21 protein-coding genes are annotated in these 17,254 nt (G+C 67.7%); 3 read left to right on the top strand and 18 right to left on the bottom strand.

Translation table 11 applies throughout. From position 1 onward, the window contains the following. Positions 1-194: 194 nt before the first annotated feature. Positions 195-1,478 carry a S41 family peptidase gene (locus PPZ50_RS07185; protein WP_084401466.1) on the bottom strand — a complete coding sequence of 428 codons (1,284 nt, stop codon included), beginning with the start codon at positions 1,476-1,478 and terminating at the stop codon, positions 195-197. 111 nt (positions 1,479-1,589) lie between these two features. Here PPZ50_RS07185 and PPZ50_RS07180 point away from each other — a divergent pair, with 111 nt between their 5' ends. Further along, positions 1,590-2,051 (top strand): Lrp/AsnC family transcriptional regulator, encoded by a 462-nt coding sequence (locus PPZ50_RS07180; RefSeq protein ID WP_066689642.1) that lies wholly within the window; start codon positions 1,590-1,592, stop codon positions 2,049-2,051. Between the two features lie 37 nt (positions 2,052-2,088). Here PPZ50_RS07180 and pal read toward each other — a convergent pair whose 3' ends face one another. The 6 genes from pal to PPZ50_RS07150 all read right to left on the bottom strand — a co-directional run bounded on the left by pal (position 2,089) and on the right by PPZ50_RS07150 (position 6,625). After that, positions 2,089-2,616, bottom strand: coding sequence for a peptidoglycan-associated lipoprotein Pal (gene pal, locus PPZ50_RS07175; protein WP_066689643.1), 528 nt, complete (start codon positions 2,614-2,616; stop codon positions 2,089-2,091). Between the two features lie 72 nt (positions 2,617-2,688). Beyond that, positions 2,689-3,996: a Tol-Pal system beta propeller repeat protein TolB gene (gene tolB, locus PPZ50_RS07170; protein ID WP_066689644.1), complete on the bottom strand. Its 1,308-nt coding sequence runs from the start codon at positions 3,994-3,996 to the stop codon at positions 2,689-2,691. A gap of 28 nt (positions 3,997-4,024) precedes the next feature. Then, the gene (locus tag PPZ50_RS07165; RefSeq protein ID WP_066689645.1) at positions 4,025-5,038 is read right to left on the bottom strand and encodes a cell envelope biogenesis protein TolA; all 1,014 of its coding nucleotides are present in this window, start codon (positions 5,036-5,038) and stop codon (positions 4,025-4,027) included. A 4-nt stretch (positions 5,039-5,042) separates the two neighbouring features. Next, positions 5,043-5,474, bottom strand: coding sequence for an ExbD/TolR family protein (locus PPZ50_RS07160; protein WP_066689646.1), 432 nt, complete (start codon positions 5,472-5,474; stop codon positions 5,043-5,045). A 3-nt stretch (positions 5,475-5,477) separates the two neighbouring features. Continuing rightward, positions 5,478-6,167, bottom strand: a complete 690-nt coding sequence (gene tolQ, locus PPZ50_RS07155; protein WP_420038498.1) for a protein TolQ — start codon at positions 6,165-6,167, stop codon at positions 5,478-5,480. Continuing rightward, positions 6,167-6,625, bottom strand: a complete 459-nt coding sequence (locus PPZ50_RS07150; protein ID WP_066689648.1) for a YbgC/FadM family acyl-CoA thioesterase — start codon at positions 6,623-6,625, stop codon at positions 6,167-6,169. Before PPZ50_RS07150 ends, tolQ begins: the two co-directional genes overlap by 1 nt. Before the next feature lie 121 nt (positions 6,626-6,746). On the opposite strand from PPZ50_RS07150, the gene PPZ50_RS07145 reads away from it, so the two are divergent. Beyond that, the gene (locus tag PPZ50_RS07145; protein WP_066689649.1) at positions 6,747-7,148 is read left to right on the top strand and encodes a hypothetical protein; all 402 of its coding nucleotides are present in this window, start codon (positions 6,747-6,749) and stop codon (positions 7,146-7,148) included. On the opposite strand, the gene ruvB is transcribed toward PPZ50_RS07145, so the two are convergent. From ruvB to PPZ50_RS07105, 8 genes are all read right to left on the bottom strand, one after another. After that, positions 7,149-8,168, bottom strand: coding sequence for a Holliday junction branch migration DNA helicase RuvB (gene ruvB / locus PPZ50_RS07140; protein WP_066689650.1), 1,020 nt, complete (start codon positions 8,166-8,168; stop codon positions 7,149-7,151). 56 nt (positions 8,169-8,224) lie between these two features. Continuing rightward, positions 8,225-8,959: a hypothetical protein gene (locus PPZ50_RS07135; protein WP_066689651.1), complete on the bottom strand. Its 735-nt coding sequence runs from the start codon at positions 8,957-8,959 to the stop codon at positions 8,225-8,227. Positions 8,960-8,976: 17 nt separating this feature from the next. Then, positions 8,977-9,576 (bottom strand): Holliday junction branch migration protein RuvA, encoded by a 600-nt coding sequence (gene ruvA, locus PPZ50_RS07130; RefSeq protein ID WP_066689652.1) that lies wholly within the window; start codon positions 9,574-9,576, stop codon positions 8,977-8,979. Positions 9,577-9,694: 118 nt separating this feature from the next. Then, on the bottom strand, positions 9,695-10,204 hold the full coding sequence (gene ruvC / locus PPZ50_RS07125) for a crossover junction endodeoxyribonuclease RuvC (protein ID WP_066689653.1): 510 nt from the start codon (positions 10,202-10,204) through the stop codon (positions 9,695-9,697). Between the two features lie 142 nt (positions 10,205-10,346). Further along, positions 10,347-11,090, bottom strand: coding sequence for a YebC/PmpR family DNA-binding transcriptional regulator (locus tag PPZ50_RS07120; RefSeq protein ID WP_055763231.1), 744 nt, complete (start codon positions 11,088-11,090; stop codon positions 10,347-10,349). A 28-nt stretch (positions 11,091-11,118) separates the two neighbouring features. Beyond that, positions 11,119-11,652, bottom strand: a complete 534-nt coding sequence (locus tag PPZ50_RS07115) for a DUF1003 domain-containing protein (RefSeq protein WP_272815783.1) — start codon at positions 11,650-11,652, stop codon at positions 11,119-11,121. 22 nt (positions 11,653-11,674) lie between these two features. After that, positions 11,675-11,911, bottom strand: coding sequence for a DUF2312 domain-containing protein (locus PPZ50_RS07110; protein WP_066689655.1), 237 nt, complete (start codon positions 11,909-11,911; stop codon positions 11,675-11,677). 73 nt (positions 11,912-11,984) lie between these two features. Further along, the gene (locus PPZ50_RS07105; RefSeq protein ID WP_066689656.1) at positions 11,985-12,350 is read right to left on the bottom strand and encodes a DUF1244 domain-containing protein; all 366 of its coding nucleotides are present in this window, start codon (positions 12,348-12,350) and stop codon (positions 11,985-11,987) included. Between the two features lie 71 nt (positions 12,351-12,421). On the opposite strand from PPZ50_RS07105, the gene pyk reads away from it, so the two are divergent. Beyond that, positions 12,422-13,888, top strand: coding sequence for a pyruvate kinase (gene pyk, locus PPZ50_RS07100; RefSeq protein WP_066689657.1), 1,467 nt, complete (start codon positions 12,422-12,424; stop codon positions 13,886-13,888). Positions 13,889-14,015: 127 nt separating this feature from the next. Here the strand turns inward: pyk and PPZ50_RS07095 are convergent, their stop codons facing one another. From PPZ50_RS07095 to PPZ50_RS07085, 3 genes are read right to left on the bottom strand one after another with little or no spacing between them, the layout of a single operon-like run. Then, a complete protein-coding gene (locus PPZ50_RS07095; protein WP_066689658.1) occupies positions 14,016-14,807 on the bottom strand; it encodes a transglutaminase family protein in 792 nt (263 codons plus the stop codon). Next, positions 14,807-15,739 (bottom strand): alpha-E domain-containing protein, encoded by a 933-nt coding sequence (locus PPZ50_RS07090; RefSeq protein WP_198158528.1) that lies wholly within the window; start codon positions 15,737-15,739, stop codon positions 14,807-14,809. The genes PPZ50_RS07095 and PPZ50_RS07090 overlap by 1 nt, the downstream gene beginning before the upstream one ends. Before the next feature lie 7 nt (positions 15,740-15,746). Further along, the gene (locus tag PPZ50_RS07085; RefSeq protein ID WP_066689660.1) at positions 15,747-17,240 is read right to left on the bottom strand and encodes a circularly permuted type 2 ATP-grasp protein; all 1,494 of its coding nucleotides are present in this window, start codon (positions 17,238-17,240) and stop codon (positions 15,747-15,749) included. Positions 17,241-17,254 lie beyond the last annotated feature (14 nt).

Genomic DNA, 17,254 nt, shown 5'->3' with positions numbered 1-17,254 from the left:
CAGCCGAAACCTCGGCGTCTATGGACTTCCCGCCTGCGCGGGAATGACGAACACTCACGATTGTCGCTGAACGTCGATCGGTGCCAAGGACGGAGAGGTCACTCCGACCCCTGACGGTCGACATGGGATAACTCCCGCCCTCCTTGCCGCCGCATGCCCCGTCGCTCGCGCGGGTGACGACCAACCGACAACCCTTACCCCGCGCCACGCGCCACGCGCTCGACCGACCCGTCGATCCGTTCGACCTCCAGCGCGACGATCCGCCCGCCCTCCTCCACGAAGCGGAAGCGCGACAAAGGGTCACCTTCCGGCACCATGACATTCCCCTCGATCGGCACCAGCGGCGACGGCGCGCGTCCACCGCGGCTGCTGGTCAGCCGGTCGCCGCTGACGACCAGCCGCCGCTCGCCATAGCTTCCGGCATAGTCCGCCAGCGGATGCGCTGCCCGCACCGGCGTCGCCATGGCCCGGTAGAAGGCGGCCAGCCGCTCCGCCTCGCGCCGTTCGTCGCCGCCGGCCTTCGCCGCAATCGCGCTCATCGCCGCCGCCTGCGCCGCAGCCAGCGCCCGATCGACCGGCACGGCGATGGCGGGAGCAACCCCCACCGCTTCCCAATCCTTGCCGGTCTTCAGGCTGATCGCCCGCCCGCTCGATACGCTCAGCACATAGCTCTTGCCGATGGGCAGCAGGTCGTTGCGAAAGCCCGCCCCGGCGGTCCGCTCGCCGACCAGCGTACCGAAGCCCAGCGCCGATACATGGGTCGCGAACTCCTCCGCCGCCGATGCGGTGCCGCCGCTGGTCAGCACATAGAGCGGCTTGCCGGCCAGGCTGAACGGCGCCTTGGGCGCGGTGGTCGCCTCGCCCGGCTTGCCGCGCATCTCGAAGCGCATCAACGGCGTGCCGGCGGGCACGAAATAGCTGGCTAATGCCGCGACCGCTCCCGGCGACCCGCCGCCATTGCGGCGCAGATCGATGATGTACGCGTCGCCACCGCGCAGGAACTGCATCGCGCCGACGATCGCCGCCTCGGCCTCCGGCGTGCCCCAAGCGAACCCGTCATAGGCGACCATGCGGATATTGCCGGGCAGCACCTCCATCGCCCGGACGCCGCCATTCTGCCGCGCGATCATCCGTGCCATGGCCGGCGGCATCGCCGCGTCATCGTCGGGCAAAGGCTGACTGCCCAGCATCGCCGCCATGGTCGGGTCGTACCGGATGCCCAGATGCTTGTCGGCAGTAACCGTGCGCAGATCGGCATTGATCCGCTCGGCCAGCGCCTCACCCGACAGACCGCGATAATGCGCCGGCGAAGCCAGCGCCGCGCTCAGCCGGGCGGCGGTATCGGGCAGGACATAGCGTTCGCTGATCGCCTTCCGGGTCGCCGCGACGACGGCGGCGGGATCGTCGGCGGGCGCCTGCGCGACGGCGATGCCGGCCATGGCCAGCGACAATGATGAAGCAACGATCCAGCGACGCATAATTCCTCCCGGTGACGTTCCGTTTTATCGCTTGGCTGCCCTGCCCGATTTCGGCAAAGAACGGGGCGACATCGCCGAAAACCGGCAATGCGGCGGGGGCCTGGAACGGGAATGCGCGATCTGGATCGCTATGATCGCGAACTGCTCCACTGGCTGCAACGCGACGCGCTGCGCACCGCCGACGATCTCGCGCGCGACGTCGCCCTGTCGCCGTCCGCGATCACCCGGCGGGTGCGGCGGATGCGGGAGGACGGGACGATCGTCGCCGATGTCTCGATCGTGTCGGACCGGGTCGGTCCCTTCCTGTCGGCGCTCGTCGATATCCAGCTCGACCGCCACGCCCTGCCGCATATCGAGGCGCTGCTGCGGCGGCTGGATGCGGTGCCGGAGGTGCAGGCGATCCTCGAAGTGACCGGAACGTTCGACCTGACGCTGATGGTCGTGGTCGCGGACATGGCCGACTACAACCGCTTCGCCGATGCGATGCTGGCGGGCGATCCGGTCGTTCGCCGCTACGAAACCCGCTTCGTCAAGAAACGGCGCAAATGGTCGGCGGCACGCCCGCTCGACTGACCGGCGGCGGCGCGTCGCGCACCGCCGCCGCATCGGATTACTGGAGGACGACCGTGACGGCGCGACGGTTCTGCGCCCACGCCGCTTCGTCCGAACCCAGCGCCAGCGGGCGTTCCTTGCCATAGCTGATCGTCGTGATCCGCGACGGCGAAATGCCGCGCGTCGCCAGGTAGCTGCTCGCGGCATTGGCGCGACGATCGCCCAGCGCGAGGTTATATTCGCGGGTGCCGCGTTCGTCGGCATGCCCCTCGATCGTCACGCGGACATTGGGATAGCGCGTCAGCCACTGCGCCTGGCTGTCGAGGATCTGCCGCGCGGTCGCGTCGATATCGTACTGGTCGAGACCGAAATTGATCGTGTCGCTGGCGACCGACTGCTGGAAATCGGCGCGCGATCCCGGCACGACGCCATTGGCGCCGGTCCCGGTGCCCGTGCCGCCGGTGCCCGCATTCGGATCGACGGTCTGGCCCGGTGCGGGCGGCAGCACTTCGGGCCGCTTCTTGGCGCAGCCCGCCGTCGCCAGCAGCGCGCCTGCCACGATCAGCGTGGTGGAAAACTTGGTCATCGAAACCTCCCTTGGTCGTTTCGCTCCTCGCTACAATGCCCCTGTAGCGGATTGGTCCCCGTTGGTGAACGATCAGGGGCGCAGCGGCCCCCAGCTCGGGTCCGACCCGTCGAGCGCGGTCGGAATGCGGCGGATGTTCGCGCCGGTCAGGTCGACCGACCAGATCTGCGTCCGGCCCGACCCCTGCGCGCTGCGGAAGAAGGTGAGCACGCGGCCATTGGGCGACCAGCTCGGCCCTTCATCGCCCCAGGCGTCGGACAACAGCTTTTCGCCCCCGCCGCTGGGCGACATGATGCCGACGCGGAACGATCCGCCGCCCTGCCGGGTAAAGGCGATCAGGTCGCCGCGCGGGCTCCATACCGGCGTCGCATAGCGCCCGCCGCCAAAGCTGATCCGCTGCTGGTTCGACCCGTCGGCGTTCATCACATAGAGCTGCTGCGACCCCGACCGGTCGCTTTCGAACACGATCTTGGAGCCATCGGGCGAATAGCTGCCCCCGGTGTCGATCCCCGGCGCATTGGTCAGCCGCTGCGGACTGCCGCCCGATGCGGACACGCGGTAGATGTCGGTATTGCCCGCCTGCGCCATCGAGAACAGCACATAGCGGCCATCGGGCGAGAAGCGCGGCGCAAACGTCAGCGAGGCGTTCTGCACCAGCAACCGCTGCCGCCCGCTGTCGAGGTCGAGGACATAGATCGCCGGCCGCTCATTGGCGTAGCTCATATAGACGATCGACTGCTGGTTCGGCGCGAAACGCGGCGTCAGCACGATCGACTGGCCGTTGGTCAGGAAGCGGTGATTGGCCCCGTCCTGGTCCATGATCGCCAGCCGCTTGATGCGATTGCCCTTCGGCCCCGTCTCGCTGACATAGACGATGCGGCTGTCGAAATAGGCGCTCTCGCCCGACAGGCGGGTATAGACCGCATCGGCGCATTTGTGGGCAGCGCGGCGCCATTCGGCGGGCGCCACGTTGAACCCCTGCCGCGTCAGTTCGGTGCGCCCGAACGTGTCGTAGAGATAGCAGCCAATGGTCAGCGTGCCGTTACCCTCGGCGCGGACATAGCCCTGCACCAGCGCCTGCGCATTGCTCCACGCGGCATAGTCGGGCGCCTGCACCTGCGCCATCGCGATGGCGGGCAGCCCGGCCGGGCCGGCGGGCTTGAACAGCCCCGAATTGCGCAGGTCGTTGGCGACGATCTCCGCCAGCTGCCGCCCCAGCGCGTCGGTCGACCCGGCGGGGGTGGAGGCAATCTGCGGCGTCGGCATCACCGGCACCGCGATCGGCAGCGGTTCGGAAATGCCGCCCTCGATATCGACCTCGACCTGCGCGAAGGCGGCCGGTGCCGCCAGCAGGCTCGCGAGGACCGCGCCCAGTGCCATCGTCAGTTTACGCATACATCCCCTCCGGTCAGCCGGGCAGCTTGTAGTTGATGATGATGTCTTTCCACCCGCCTTCATACAGGTCGGCGGGCAATTCGTACGGCGCGCACTGCGTCAGCGCGGCGATCGCCAGTTCGGATACGCGCTGCGCATAGCGGCGATTCTCGTCGTCGATTCCCGTCTGCCCGCGCAGTTCGGGCCTGGCGGCAAAGGTCCCGTCCGACCGCATCTGCAACCGGATGCGCGACCGGATCTGGTTCGCGCCGGGGCCGGGGTTCGGAATCTTGTTGGCGCAGGGCTGCACCTGCCGCTGGATCGCGCTGGCGAGGCCGGCGACCGACTGCGCGCTGACCGCGGTGCCGCGCGGCGCCGGCGCCTTGCCCGGCGCGGGCGTGTCCGCGATGCCCTTCAGGAAATCATTGCCCAGACGCCCGCCGCGCGGACGCTGCGCCGTTGCCTGTGCATTATTCCCCTGTCCGCGCGTCGTCGCAGGCTTGGTCGCCGGTTTGGCGGGTGCTGGCGAAGGCTTGGCCGGGGCGGCCTTGGGCGGCGCCTTCGCAACCGCCGTCGGGCGGGCGGGCGCAGGTCGAGCCGGTTGCCGCGCCGGAGCCGGCTTGGGTTCGGGCTTCGGCGCCGGAGCGGGCTTCGGCGCCGGCTTGGGCACCGGTTTCGGTACGGGCTTGGGGGCCGGCGCCGGCTTGGGCGCAGGCCTGGGTTCCGGGCGTGGCGCCGGCTGCGACCGGGGCGCAGGCGCCGGCGGGGCGGGTTCGGGTTCCGGTGCGGCCTCCGGCTCGCTCACCGGTTCGCTCGGTGCCGCCTCCTCGGGCGCGCCGGTTTCCGGCGCCTGGCTGATCGCCGGCGCGTCGGTCTGTTCGGGCGCGCTCTGTTCGGCCGCAACCTCTTCGGCGAAGCTGACGTCCATCGGCTGGTTCTTCAACTTCACCGGGTTCGGCGTGGCGAGAAAGCCGACCGACAACAGGCCGAACAGGACGACATGTCCCGCAACCGCCGCGCCAAGCCCGATCTTCTCCGCCTTCTGCATGGGCTTACTGCGCCACGCTGATCAGCGACACGCGGTTCAACCCGGCGCGGTTGAGTTCGCCCAGCACCGCATTGACCCGGCCATAGTCGAGGCTGCGGTCGGCGCGCAGCATGACCTGCCGAGGCTCGGTCGCGCCGGCACCCGCCGCCGCGATCTTTTCCAGTTCGCCCGGCAGGTTGTCGGCGGACACTTCGACATCGTCGATATAGGTCCGCCCATCGGCATCCATCGACAGCGTCACCGGCTGCTGGGTCGGCTCGACCGCCTTGGCACGGCTGTCGGGCAGGTTTACCGGCACACCCGCGGTCATCAGCGGTGCGGTCACCATGAAGATGATCAGCAGCACCAGCATCACGTCGACCAGCGGCGTGACGTTGATCTCCGCCATCGGTGCCCGGCGCCCTTTTCCCTTTGCCGACGGCAGGTTGATGCCCATGGATCAGACGCCTTCGAGCTGGCGCGACAGCGTCGCGTGGAACGCATCGGCAAAGCGGTTCAGCCGCGCCTCGATCCGGTTCACGCGGTGGCTGAAGCGGTTATAGGCGATGACCGCCGGGATCGCTGCGAACAGGCCGATGGCGGTCGCGAACAACGCCTCGGCAATGCCCGGCGCGACCACCGCCAGCGAAGTGTTCTGTTCGGACGCGATCGCGGTGAACGACCGCATGATGCCCCACACCGTACCGAACAACCCGACGAACGGCGCGACCGATCCGACCGTCGCGAGGATGTTGAGCCGGTCGGCCAGCGTCTCGCTCTCATCCGCCACGCTCGACGCCATGGCGGTGGCAAGGCGTTCGCGGGTCCCCTCCCGATCGATCTGCTTCGACGCGGTCGAGCGGCGCCATTCACGCACACCCGACGAAAAGACGCGGGCGATGGCGGTGTCGCGCGATCCCTGCAACCGGTGGAACGCGTCGATATCCTCGGCCTGTTCGAACTCGGTTTCGAACCGGTCGATGTCGCGCCGCACCTTGCGGGCGCGGACCAGGAAGCCGACGATGATCGCCCAGGTCCAGATGCTCGCCGCCAGCAGCCCCAGCATCACCGCCTTCACCACCCAGTCGGCCTGAAGGAAGAGCGCGACCGGCGACATGGTCGCGGCGTCGGTGTTCACGAAAACGTCCATCATGCCCCTTTATCGGTTGCGACCAGCGCGGCGAAGGTGTCGATCCACGCCGCCGGCTGGCGACGCGGCCGCCCGCCGGGGGCCACGAACGCGACCTCCACCCGTGCCGACGCCAGTAGAAGATCGTCGCGGATGACTGTTTGCTGAATATCGACCGCCGCCGCGCGGACCCGTTCGACGGTGCTGACCACGACCAGCGCATCGTTCAGCCGTGCGGGCGCCCGCCAGTCGAGCTGCATTGACCGCACCGCATAGGCGCCCTCGCCCGCTTCATGCGCCGCGCGCTGGTCGATACCGGCGATCATCAGCATGTCGCTGCGCGCCCGTTCGAAATAGCGCAGATAGTTCGCATGATAGACGACGCCCGACAGGTCGGTGTCCTCGAAATAGATGCGGACGGGAAAGCGATGCGTGCCGCCGACGAAGCGGCCGCCGGCCGGCTGGTCGGGGTCGGTCATTTGTCCGCTTTAACCATCGCGGCCGGAACGGGAAAGGGGGGACGGTCCTCCACGTACCCTCGGAGTGGCGGCAGGCGAAGTTTATACGGTTCTTAACGGCTTCATCCATAGCGATACCGCCATGCCGTCGGCCCATATCATCGAAGATTCCGCTTTCACCATCCACCTCTCGGCACAGGACCGGTTCGTCGAAATCCGGATGCGGGGATTCTGGGATGCCACGACGATGCGGCGGTTCGATCGGACGCTGCGGCGGGAATTGCCCTGGCTGCCGCAACGCGGCTGTCCGATCGGCCAGCAGGTCACGTTGTTCGACCTGCTCGATTTTCCCGTCCAGAATCAGGAGACGCTGGCCGCGCTCGGCGCCATGGCGGCCGATCCGTCGATCGGGTCACGGCGTATCGCCGTGCTCGTCGGCAGTACGCTGCTGAAGCAACAGGCGCGCCGGACCGCGCCGGGCTATGGCCTGTTCGGCGATCGGGAATCGGCAATGGCGTGGCTGACCGAGGCGATCGCCGCCTGATCAGTCGAACAGCCCGTCCTGAACCCCCGCCGGCGGCTCGAAACCCAGATGTTTCCACCCGCCCGCATTCAGGCACCGCCCCCGCGCGGTGCGGGCGATCATGCCGATCTGGATCAGATAGGGCTCGATCACTTCCTCGATCGTGTCGCGCGGCTCGCTCAGGCCCGCCGCCAGCGTCTCCACGCCGACCGGACCGCCGCGATACACATCGGCGATCATGGTCAGATAGCGGCGGTCCATCGCATCGAGGCCCTTGGCATCGACCTCCAGCCGGTTGAGCGCGGCATCGGCGGTGCGCGCGTCGACGATCTCGACGCCCGCGACATTGGCGAAGTCACGTACGCGGCGCAGCAGGCGACCGGCGATACGCGGCGTGCCCCGCGCCCGGCGGGCGACCTCGGTCGCGCCGTCCTTGGCGATACCCAGGTCGAGCAGCCCGGCGGCGCGCGTGACGACACGCGTCAGTTCGTCGACCGTGTAGAATTGCAGGCGGATCGGGATGCCGAACCGGTCGCGCAGCGGCGTGGTCAGCAACCCCTGTCGCGTCGTCGCACCGACCAAAGTGAAGCGCGGCAGGTCGATCCGCACGCTGCGTGCCGACGGCCCCTCCCCGATCATCAGGTCGAGCGCGCGGTCCTCCATCGCCGGGTACAGCACTTCCTCGACCGCCGGATTGAGCCGGTGGATTTCGTCGATGAACAGGACGTCGCCATCCTCGAGGTTCGTCAGCAGCGCGGCGAGATCGCCGGACTTCGCGATCACCGGGCCGGAGGTGGCACGGAAGCCGACGCCCATCTCGCGCGCGACGATCTGCGCCAGCGTCGTCTTGCCCAATCCCGGCGGGCCGAAGAACAGGACATGGTCGAGCACATCGCCCCGCCCGCGCGCGGCATCGATGAACACGCGCAGATTCTCGCGCGCCGCCTGCTGCCCGACGAATTCGTCGAGCGCCTTGGGCCGCAGCGCGGCGTCGACGTCGTCGGGGCGGCGGATCGGGGTGGTGATACGGTCGTCGGTCACGCCTGTTCCCTAGACGTTCGCGTGCAGGCGGTCGAGATGCGTCGCACCGTCAGCCATCAAAACGTGACGTAGCGCGGTTTCAGCGTCACCTTGCCCATTGCAGAAACCGTTTGCGTCCAGCAGCGCAGCAGGTCGACCCGAAAGAATTGCGGGTCGCGACAGCGCGGTATCTCCCGAACGCGCGAAAGGTCGCTCGCGCGGTAGATTACGGTGCGGTAGACGGGCTGTCCGGCGATCTGCTCCACGGCACAGGCAATGGCGATATGATCGACTCCGCGCATCACTTCGGGAGCGTTGCAGTCGCGTTCGATCGGGCGACGGCGGCCATCGATCATATCCTCGACCGCCACGCGCAATCCCTCGCGCGGGTCGTTGGCCAAATCGACATAGTAAGGACGGACCAGCAGGTTCGCGCGGATGAAGGTGACGATGTCCTTGCCGTCGAAATTGACCGGCCGTGCACGCAACGCCGCAAAGCTGGGGTCGACCGACGGAATGCCGCGCCCCGTCGCGCTATAGGGTTGGGCGATACAGCGCCGGACATAGGCATCACGCGTTCGCGCGGACGAACCGGGCTTCACCACGAGGATGAACAGGCCGGGACGCATTCCGTCGCATTCCTCGGTCGCGATGACCCGTGCGTCCGGCACGCGCTTGGTGACATCCGCTCCGACCAGCGCCAGCGGATCGGCGGCGGTCTGCAGGACCAGCCACGCTTCCCCGCGTAGAGGCGGCGCGGTACCCGCTGGCAAGATGGCGGCTGATTGGAGTGTCAACATCAGCAGGAACATGCCACGCCCCCGCCCGATCAGCGTGCCGCCTTGCGCAACGCCAGCCGCACCAGCGCGTCAAGGCTGGCACCCGAACCCAGCTCCTCCGCCGCCTTCCCGACCGCCGTCGCCGCCTCGGCCGGTTTGAAGCCAAGGTTCAACAACGCCGATACTGCGTCACCTTCGACACCATCACCGCCAGCCGCGGGAGCGACCGCACCAGGACCGATGGCGATGCCACCGACCTTGTCCTTCAATTCCATCGCGATCCGCTGGGCCAGTTTCGGACCGACGCCATTGGCGCGGGCGATGCTGGCCTTGTCCCCCCGCACGATCGCGGTGCGCACCTCCTCGGGCGACAGGGTCGACAGGATGCCGAGCGCAACCCGCGCGCCGACGCCCTGCACCCCGGTCAGCAAACGGAACCAGTCGCGTTCGTCGGCGCTCGCGAACCCGACCAGCCGGATGAAATCCTCGGCAACCAGCATCTCGGTATGGATCGTCACGCTGCCGCCGACCGGTCCCAGCGCCTGCAAGGTGCGCGACGACGCGCCGACCAGATAGCCGACGCCGTTCACGTCGATGACCGCATGGTCGATGCCGGAGACGGACAGCGTGCCTTTGAGATGGGCGATCATGCGGGACTTCTCTCGATACGGCGTATCCCCGCGCAGGCGGGGATCCAGGGCGACCATCGACGCCGGTTCTGTTTGGCTCTGGGTCCCCGCCTGCGCGGGGATACGGTCGCGGCCACGCTCACGCGCCGATCCCCGTCGACCGCCGCGCCCGCGCCTGTGCGCTGGCAAGGTGATGCGCATGAGTGATCGCCACCGCCAAGGCATCCGCCGCGTCGGGACCGGACAGCTTTACGCCCGGCAGCAGATGGCCGACCATCGCCTGAATCTGCTTCTTGTCCGCGCCGCCGGTGCCGACCACCGCCTTCTTGACGATGCTCGGATGATATTCGCCGATCGCGAGGCCCGCCGTCGATGCGGACAACAGCACGACTCCGCGTGCCTGGCCGAGCTTCAGCGTCGATTGCGCGTTGCTGTTGCCGAGCACCTCCTCGACCGCGGCGCCATCGGGACGCTCGGTGCGGATCACCTCGCCCAAGGCGCCGAACAGCAAAGCGAGGCGGCGGGGGAGCTGCATCGACGGGTCCGTGCGGATCTGGCCGTTGGCGACATGGGACAGGCGGTTGCCATCGGCGCGGATCACGCCCCAGCCGGTGGTGCCGAGCCCGGGGTCAAGGCCGAGGATCAGCAAAACGATCCTCCCCGGCCCGGGGAGGGAGACCAGCCGCACTCCGGTGCAGGGGGGCTTTCACAGGCGATGCACTGCTTGGACATCCCCCTCCACCACCGCTTCGCGGCGGTCCCCCTCCCCGTGCCGGGGAGGATCGGATCCATCAACCCAGCTTCTCCATGACCTCGTCGGACACTTCGTAATTGCCCCACACGGTCTGGACGTCATCGTCGTCGTCGAGCGCGTCGAGCAGCTTGAACAGCGTCGCCGCATCGTCCTCGCCGACCGACACCATCGTCTGCGGCCGCCATGCGAGCTTGGCACCTTCCGCCTCGCCCAGCACCGGCTCCAGTGCCTTCGCGACTTCGTGCAGATCGCCCTGAGCGGTCCAGATCTCGTGGCCGTCCTCGCTCGACGTCACGTCTTCGGCTCCGGCTTCCAGCGCCGCCTCGAACACCTTTTCGGCGTCACCGGCCTTGGCGGGATAGTTGATGAGGCCGACCCGGTCGAACCCGTGGCTGACCGAACCGGCGGTGCCGAGGTTGCCGCCATTCTTCGACACGGCGGTGCGCACGTTGGTGGCGGTGCGGTTGCGGTTGTCGGACAGCGCCTCAATGATGAGCGAAACCCCCGCCGGGCCGAAGCCTTCGTAGCGGATTTCCTCGTAATTCTCCATGTCGCCCTTCGACGCCTTGTCGACCGCGCGCTGGATATTGTCCTTGGGCATCGACTGCGCCTTGGCGGCGTTGATCGCCGCGCGCAGGCGCGGGTTCATGTCGGGATCGGGCAGGCCCATCTTCGCCGCGACGGTAATTTCGCGGCTGAGCTTGGAAAACATGCCCGACCGCTTCTTATCCTGCGCACCCTTGCGGTGCATGATGTTCTTGAATTTGCTATGGCCTGCCATCGGTGCCTCTTTAGGTTCTGGTCCGCTCTTAGGCGGTGGGCGCGGTTCGCGCCAGCGCGTCGATCTTCGCCTCCAGCGCCGCCAGCCGATCGATCACATCGGTATCGAGCTTGGCGTGCAGCGCGAGGATGTCGATCTCTGCGCGCAAATTGGTTTCATAGTCCAGCCGCGCGGCCAGCCGATCCTTTTCCGACTGCCGGTTCTGGCTCATCATGATGACCGGCGCCTGGATCGCGGCGAGGGTCGACAGCATCAGGTTGAGAAAGATGTAAGGGTAAGGATCGAACGCCAGCCCGAAATGCGAGAGCACGTCGGAATTGAGCAGCATCCATCCGAGCAGGACGGCCGTGAAAGCGATGATGAACCCCCACGACCCGCCGACCGCCGCGACCCGGTCCGCCAGCCGATCACCGAACGTCGCGCGCGCATCCGATTCGTCGGCGGCGTCGCGGGTGACGGGGGTGCCGCGTTCGATCGCGGAGAGGACATGGGCCTCTTCCTCGCCCTGCGGGTCGCCACGCCCTTTCAGCAGGCGCGTCGCGAAGTGGAAGACGCTGGCCATGTCCCTGCCCCCCTGGTCCTGCTTAGATGCCGAGCGCCTGCTTGTAGGTTTCGAGCAGCATGTCCGCTTCGTCGCGATGGTGCTTTTCCATGCGGCGCAGGCGGATGATCGTGCGCATCGTCTTCACGTCGAACCCGGTCGACTTGGCTTCGCCATAGACGTCCTTGATGTCGTCGCTGATGCCCTTCTTTTCCTCTTCGAGGCGTTCGATGCGCTCGATGAGCAGGCGGAGCTGTTCCGCCGAGACGTTGTCGGTCATGGGGTTCCCTTAACGATGGTCAAGAATTCGTGAACGGGCGCGCCTAGCCGATCCGCGCGCCCGCCTCAACCGATCAACGGGGTTCGGTCATCGCCGGCGGGTCGCTCGCCGGAAAGCTGTCGTCCAACGCCTCGTCCAGCGCGGCATCGGTGCGGTTCTTCGCGACGCTCTCGTCCATGCGGGCGATCTGTTCGGGGGTCGCGGGCAGCTGATGCGTCGCCTTCCACTGGGCATAGGGCATGCCGTACACCGCCTCGCGCCCTTCGTCCTTCGACAGGCCGGCGGCCTCGCCCAGCCAGTCGCCCAGGCAGTTGCGACAGAAACCGGCCAGCCCCATCAGGTCGACATTCTGCGCGTCGGTGCGATGCTGGAGGTGGCGGACCAGCCGGCGGAATGCGGCGGCCTGTGCGGCGTCGCTGATGGAATCGATTGATGGCATGAGTTTCCGCTCCAAGGTTGAACCTTTACGAATAAGCCTTAGAGGCAGGCGCGCAACGCCCGGAGACTTTCATGACCAAGGCCATCAGCCCCCGTTCGCGCAAGGTTCGCGTCCTCGCCACGCTTGGCCCCGCCAGCAACACGCCGGAAATGATCGCCAAGCTGTTCGAAGCCGGCGCCGACGCCTTCCGCGTCAATATGAGCCATGGCGACCAGCAGTCGAAGGTTGCCGTGATCGAAGCGATTCGCGGGCTGGAGAAGCAGTTCGGCCGCCCGACGACCATCCTCGCCGATCTGCAGGGACCGAAGCTGCGCGTCGGCCGCTTCGCCGAAGGGCGCGTCATGCTCGAAGCCGGGCAGCGCTTCACGCTCGACCGTTCGAACGAGCCGGGCGACGCGACCCGTGTCGAACTGCCGCACCCGGAGATTTTCGCCGCGATCGCCCGTGATGCCCGCCTGCTGCTCGATGACGGCAAGCTGGTGCTGCGCGTCCTCGATCATGACGATGACAAGATCGAAACCGAAGTGGTCGTCGGCGGTGCGCTGTCGAATTCGAAGGGGTTGAACGTGCCCGACGTCGTGCTGCCGATGGCCGCGCTGACACCCAAGGACATTTCCGACCTGCACTTCGCGGTCGACCAGGGCGTGGACTGGATCGCGCTGTCGTTCGTGCAGCGTCCGGAGGATCTGGCCGAAGCGCGCAAGCTCATTCAAGGCAAGGCGGCGCTGCTCGCCAAGATCGAGAAGCCCTCGGCCGTCGCCCGGCTGGAAGAGATCGTCGAGCAGTGCGACGGCGTAATGGTCGCGCGCGGCGATCTGGGCGTCGAGCTGCCGCCGCAGTCGGTGCCGCCGCTGCAGAAGCGCATCGTCGAGACCGCCCGCCGCCTCGGCCGCCCGGTCGTCGTCGCGACGCAGATGCTCGAATCGATGATTACCTCGCCCTCGCCGACCCGCGCCGAAGTGTCGGACGTGGCGACCGCCGTCTATGACGGGGCGGACGCGATCATGCTGTCGGCGGAAAGCGCCGCGGGCAGCTGGCCGGTCGAATCGGTGGCGATGATGAACGACATCTCGCACGCCGTCGAACGCGACCCGGCGCATGGCGACCGCGTCCACTTCACCGTGCTGCGCCCCGATCCCACCACCGCCGACGCGCTGGCCGAAGCCGCCAAGAACATCGCCGCCACGGTCGATGCGAAGGCGATCCTGTGCTTCACGAAGTCGGGTTCGACCGCGCGCCGCATCGCGCGCGAACGTCCCGCCGTGCCGATCATGGTACTGACGCCGCAGATCGACACCGCGCGTCGCCTGGGGCTGCTGTGGGGCGTCCATGCCGTCCACACCCGCGACGTCGAATCGTTCGAGGAGATGGTGGCGAAGGCCAAGCGCATGGTCCTGCGCCACAACATGGCCCGCGCGGGCGACCGTGTCGTCGTCTGCGCCGGCGTGCCGTTCGGAACGCCGGGGTCGACCAACGTGCTGCACGTGGTTCAGATCGTCGGCGACGAACTGAAGAACTATCGGGGGCACGAAGCCTAAAAGCTCCTCCCCGGCACGGGGTGAGGGACCAGCCGCAGGCTGGTGGAGGGGACGCTCCGCAAGCGGAACGCTCGGGACGATCCCCTCCACCACAGCTTCACGGCCCTCCCCCGTGCCGGGGAGGATGTTACTCCGTCTCGCTGCCTACCCGGACATCCACGTCCAGTTCCTCCTCGCCCGCCCCCATCCGGACCCCGGCGATCGGCGCTGCACCCGCGGCATCCAGCGCCACCGCGACCCGGATATGATCGAGGCCCGAACGCCCGCCGGTCGCGGGATCGAACGCGTACCAGCCGCCTGACACATACGCCTCCGCCCAGGCATGCGGCGCAGCGGTCCGCCGTTCGTCGTCGCCGGAAAGGCTGTAGCCCGATACGTAGCGCGCGGGCACACCCTGCGCCCGTGCCGCGGCGATGAAGATTTGCGCCATGTCGCGCGGTCCCAGCCGCTCGTCGCCTGCCGCCTCAGCCGCCGAGCGGATCGCCGGGGTCGGTCGCCGGTCGAGCGGCCAGCGGGCATGGATCGCGCCGGCCAGCGCCGTCATCGCGCCAAGGTCGTCGCCTTGCCCCAGCCCCTCGATCAACGCATCCGCGCGCGTCAGCGGCCTTACGCGACGGAACAGGTCGGGGGGAAACGGCTCGTCGGTGACCTCGATCGGGCCGTCCTGTTCGGTCAGCAGCGCTTCGCCGGACACGGAGAGGACGAGCGTATCGACCGGGCCTTCGGCATAGAGCATCCGGGTGATGTTGCCGTAGCCGTCAAACCCTTCCCGCAGCCGTGCGTCGCAGTCGACATCGATACGCCAGTTGACCACCGTCTGATGGCTCGTATCGCCGGGAAACAGCCGGAGCAGCTGGACGATGCGCGCCTGCGGTTCGGTGAAGCGATACCGCGTCTCATGGTGGACCGACAGCCGCATCAGATGAAGCGGAACTGGCGGGCGATCGCGGCGTCGAGCATCGCATTCTCCCGGATGAAGGCATTCAGATATTCATGCAGGCCGCTGACGATGACCTCGTGTGCGCGGGTCTTCTGCATCCGGGCGAGGCGTGCGCGGGCCATGCGGTCGGCCTCGCCCTGGAAGCCGGTACGCTTGCCGAGCATGTTCAGCATCTCGACCGTTTCGTCGACGCACGCGGCGAGGCTGCGCGGCACTTCGCCACGTGACAGCAGCAGTTCGATGACGTTCGCGGGCTTCAGCCCCTCGCTGTACAGCCAGCGATAGGCGGTGACGGCCGAAACCGTCTGCAGGATCGTGGTCCACTGGTCGCGGTCGATCGCGCCACCGATCCGCTCGCCTTCGGGCAGCAGCAGGTGATATTTGACGTCGATCAGCCGCGCGGTGTTGTCGGCGCGTTCGATTGCGGCACCCAGCTGGACGAACCACGTCGCCTCGTTCTTCATCATGCGCTGGACCGCGCCTTCGAAGCCGCGCGCCTCCGCCTTGATCGCCTCGACCAGGTTGAGGATATCCTCGCCCTCCTCGCCACGCGGTGAGTTGAAGACGATCCACGCGCGGTTGATCGCCGTCCATGCGTCGCGGGTCAGCGCGGTGCGCACCGCCTTCGCATTGTTGCGCGCCGCGTCGAGGCACCACAGAATCGACCCGGCATGGCTGCGGTCGCAGGTCAGGAAGCGGGCGACCGAGGCCTGCCCGACCGCCTGCCCGGTCGCGGCAAAGCTGTCTTCGGTATAGCTGACCGCCAGCGCGCTGGCCCAGGCGGCGTCGCCCGCCGGGCGCGACGACAGCGCGTCGAGCCGCACCGTTGCCTCAACCAGCCGTGCGAGGAAATCGGCGCGTTCGACATAGCGGCCCAGCCAGTAGAGGGAGGCGGCGGTGCGCGACAGCATCGCCATTTCAGCGCCCCCCCTGCGACTGGGTCATGCCGCCCATCGATTGCGCCTGCACCTGCGACTGCACCGGACCATCGTCCATGAGCACGAAACTGTCCTTGGTCCCGCCGCCCTGGCTCGAATTGACGACCAGCGACCCTTCCTTCAGCGCAACGCGGGTCAGCCCGCCCGGCACGACCTGTACCGTCTCCGCACCGGTCAGCACGAATGGGCGGAAATCGACGTGACGCGGGGCGAGGCCAGCGTCGGTCAGGGTGGGCACGGTCGACAGCGCCAGCGTCGGCTGCGCGATATAACGCTGCGGTTCGGCGATCAGCGCGCGGCGGAAATCCTCGATCTCTTGTTTGGACGCAGTCGGCCCGACCAGCATGCCGTAGCCGCCCGACCCGTCGACCAGCTTCACCACCACCTCGTCCAGATGGTCGAGGACGTATTTGAGCGCATCCGGCTCCCGGCAGCGCCATGTCTCGACATTGGGGAGCAAAGGCTCGCTCTCCGCATAAAAGCGGACGATCTCGGGCATATAGCTGTAGATCGCCTTGTCGTCGGCGATGCCGTTGCCCGGCGCATTGACCAGCGCGACATTGCCCGCGCGATAGGCGGCGATCAGGCCGGGTACCCCCAACAGCGATTCCGGCCGGAAAACCACCGGATCGATGAAGTCGTCGTCGATCCGGCGATAGATGACATCGACCCGCACCCGCCCGGCAATGGTCTGCATCCATACCACGTCGTCATCGACCAGCAGGTCGGCCGGCTCGACCAGTTCGACACCCATCGAATCGGCCAGGAAGCTGTGTTCGTAATAGGCCGAATTGAAATGGCCCGGCGTCAGCACGACGCAGGTCGGATGCGCCCCCGCCCCGGGCGGAGCGACGGAACGCATCGTCTCCAGCAGCTTGTCGGGATAGCTGTCCACCGCCGCCACGCGGAAATTGCGGAACAGTTCGGGGCACAGCCGGATCATCGCCTCGCGATTTTCCAGCATGTACGACACGCCCGACGGGGTGCGGGCATTGTCCTCCAGCACGAAGAACTCGTCCGGCCCGGTGCGGACCAGATCGATGCCGCAGATATGCGCCCAGACACCGTGCGGCGGACGGATGCCGGCGATTTCGGGGCGGAACTGCGCGTTGCCGAAGATCAGGTCGGGCGGCAGCACCCCGGCCTTCAGAATGCGGCGTTCGCCATAAATGTCGTCGAGGAACGCATTGATCGCCTGCGTCCGCTGGATCAGCCCCTTGGACAGGCGTGCCCATTCGTCGGCCATGAACACGCGCGGCACGATGTCGAACGGGATGATCCGCTCCGCCGCCTCGCTATCGCCATACACGGCAAAGGTGATGCCCAGCTGGCGAAAGGTCGCTTCGGCGGATTGCAGGCGGCGTTTCAACTCATGGGGCGGCACCTCGCGCATCCACCGTGCCAGTGCCGCAAGGTCGGCGCGCGGATCGTCCGGCCCGCCTTGTCCCCAGATTTCGTCGAACGCTTGCCCCATTCAACCCCCAACGC

Origin of the sequence: Sphingomonas hankookensis (genome assembly GCF_028551275.1) — a bacterium.
Lineage (GTDB): Bacteria > Pseudomonadota > Alphaproteobacteria > Sphingomonadales > Sphingomonadaceae > Sphingomonas > Sphingomonas hankookensis_A.
Note: the sequence above shows the minus strand (reverse complement) of the source record. Positions and strands in the feature narration are given on the sequence as shown.

Excerpts from the sequence above, each read along its gene's own strand:
- PPZ50_RS07185 (WP_084401466.1), bottom strand. The coding sequence starts at position 1,478 with ATGCGTCGCTGGATCGTTGCTTCATCATTGTCGCTGGCCATGGCCGGC.
- PPZ50_RS07180 (WP_066689642.1), top strand. The coding sequence starts at position 1,590 with ATGCGCGATCTGGATCGCTATGATCGCGAACTGCTCCACTGGCTGCAA.
- pal (WP_066689643.1), bottom strand. The coding sequence starts at position 2,616 with ATGACCAAGTTTTCCACCACGCTGATCGTGGCAGGCGCGCTGCTGGCG.
- tolB (WP_066689644.1), bottom strand. The coding sequence starts at position 3,996 with ATGGCACTGGGCGCGGTCCTCGCGAGCCTGCTGGCGGCACCGGCCGCC.
- PPZ50_RS07165 (WP_066689645.1), bottom strand. The coding sequence starts at position 5,038 with ATGCAGAAGGCGGAGAAGATCGGGCTTGGCGCGGCGGTTGCGGGACAT.
- PPZ50_RS07160 (WP_066689646.1), bottom strand. The coding sequence starts at position 5,474 with ATGGGCATCAACCTGCCGTCGGCAAAGGGAAAAGGGCGCCGGGCACCG.
- tolQ (WP_420038498.1), bottom strand. The coding sequence starts at position 6,167 with ATGGACGTTTTCGTGAACACCGACGCCGCGACCATGTCGCCGGTCGCG.
- PPZ50_RS07150 (WP_066689648.1), bottom strand. The coding sequence starts at position 6,625 with ATGACCGACCCCGACCAGCCGGCCGGCGGCCGCTTCGTCGGCGGCACG.
- PPZ50_RS07145 (WP_066689649.1), top strand. The coding sequence starts at position 6,747 with ATGCCGTCGGCCCATATCATCGAAGATTCCGCTTTCACCATCCACCTC.
- PPZ50_RS07135 (WP_066689651.1), bottom strand. The coding sequence starts at position 8,959 with ATGTTCCTGCTGATGTTGACACTCCAATCAGCCGCCATCTTGCCAGCG.
- ruvA (WP_066689652.1), bottom strand. The coding sequence starts at position 9,576 with ATGATCGCCCATCTCAAAGGCACGCTGTCCGTCTCCGGCATCGACCAT.
- PPZ50_RS07120 (WP_055763231.1), bottom strand. The coding sequence starts at position 11,090 with ATGGCAGGCCATAGCAAATTCAAGAACATCATGCACCGCAAGGGTGCG.
- PPZ50_RS07115 (WP_272815783.1), bottom strand. The coding sequence starts at position 11,652 with ATGGCCAGCGTCTTCCACTTCGCGACGCGCCTGCTGAAAGGGCGTGGC.
- PPZ50_RS07110 (WP_066689655.1), bottom strand. The coding sequence starts at position 11,911 with ATGACCGACAACGTCTCGGCGGAACAGCTCCGCCTGCTCATCGAGCGC.
- PPZ50_RS07105 (WP_066689656.1), bottom strand. The coding sequence starts at position 12,350 with ATGCCATCAATCGATTCCATCAGCGACGCCGCACAGGCCGCCGCATTC.
- pyk (WP_066689657.1), top strand. The coding sequence starts at position 12,422 with ATGACCAAGGCCATCAGCCCCCGTTCGCGCAAGGTTCGCGTCCTCGCC.
- PPZ50_RS07095 (WP_066689658.1), bottom strand. The coding sequence starts at position 14,807 with ATGCGGCTGTCGGTCCACCATGAGACGCGGTATCGCTTCACCGAACCG.
- PPZ50_RS07090 (WP_198158528.1), bottom strand. The coding sequence starts at position 15,739 with ATGCTGTCGCGCACCGCCGCCTCCCTCTACTGGCTGGGCCGCTATGTC.
- PPZ50_RS07085 (WP_066689660.1), bottom strand. The coding sequence starts at position 17,240 with ATGGGGCAAGCGTTCGACGAAATCTGGGGACAAGGCGGGCCGGACGAT.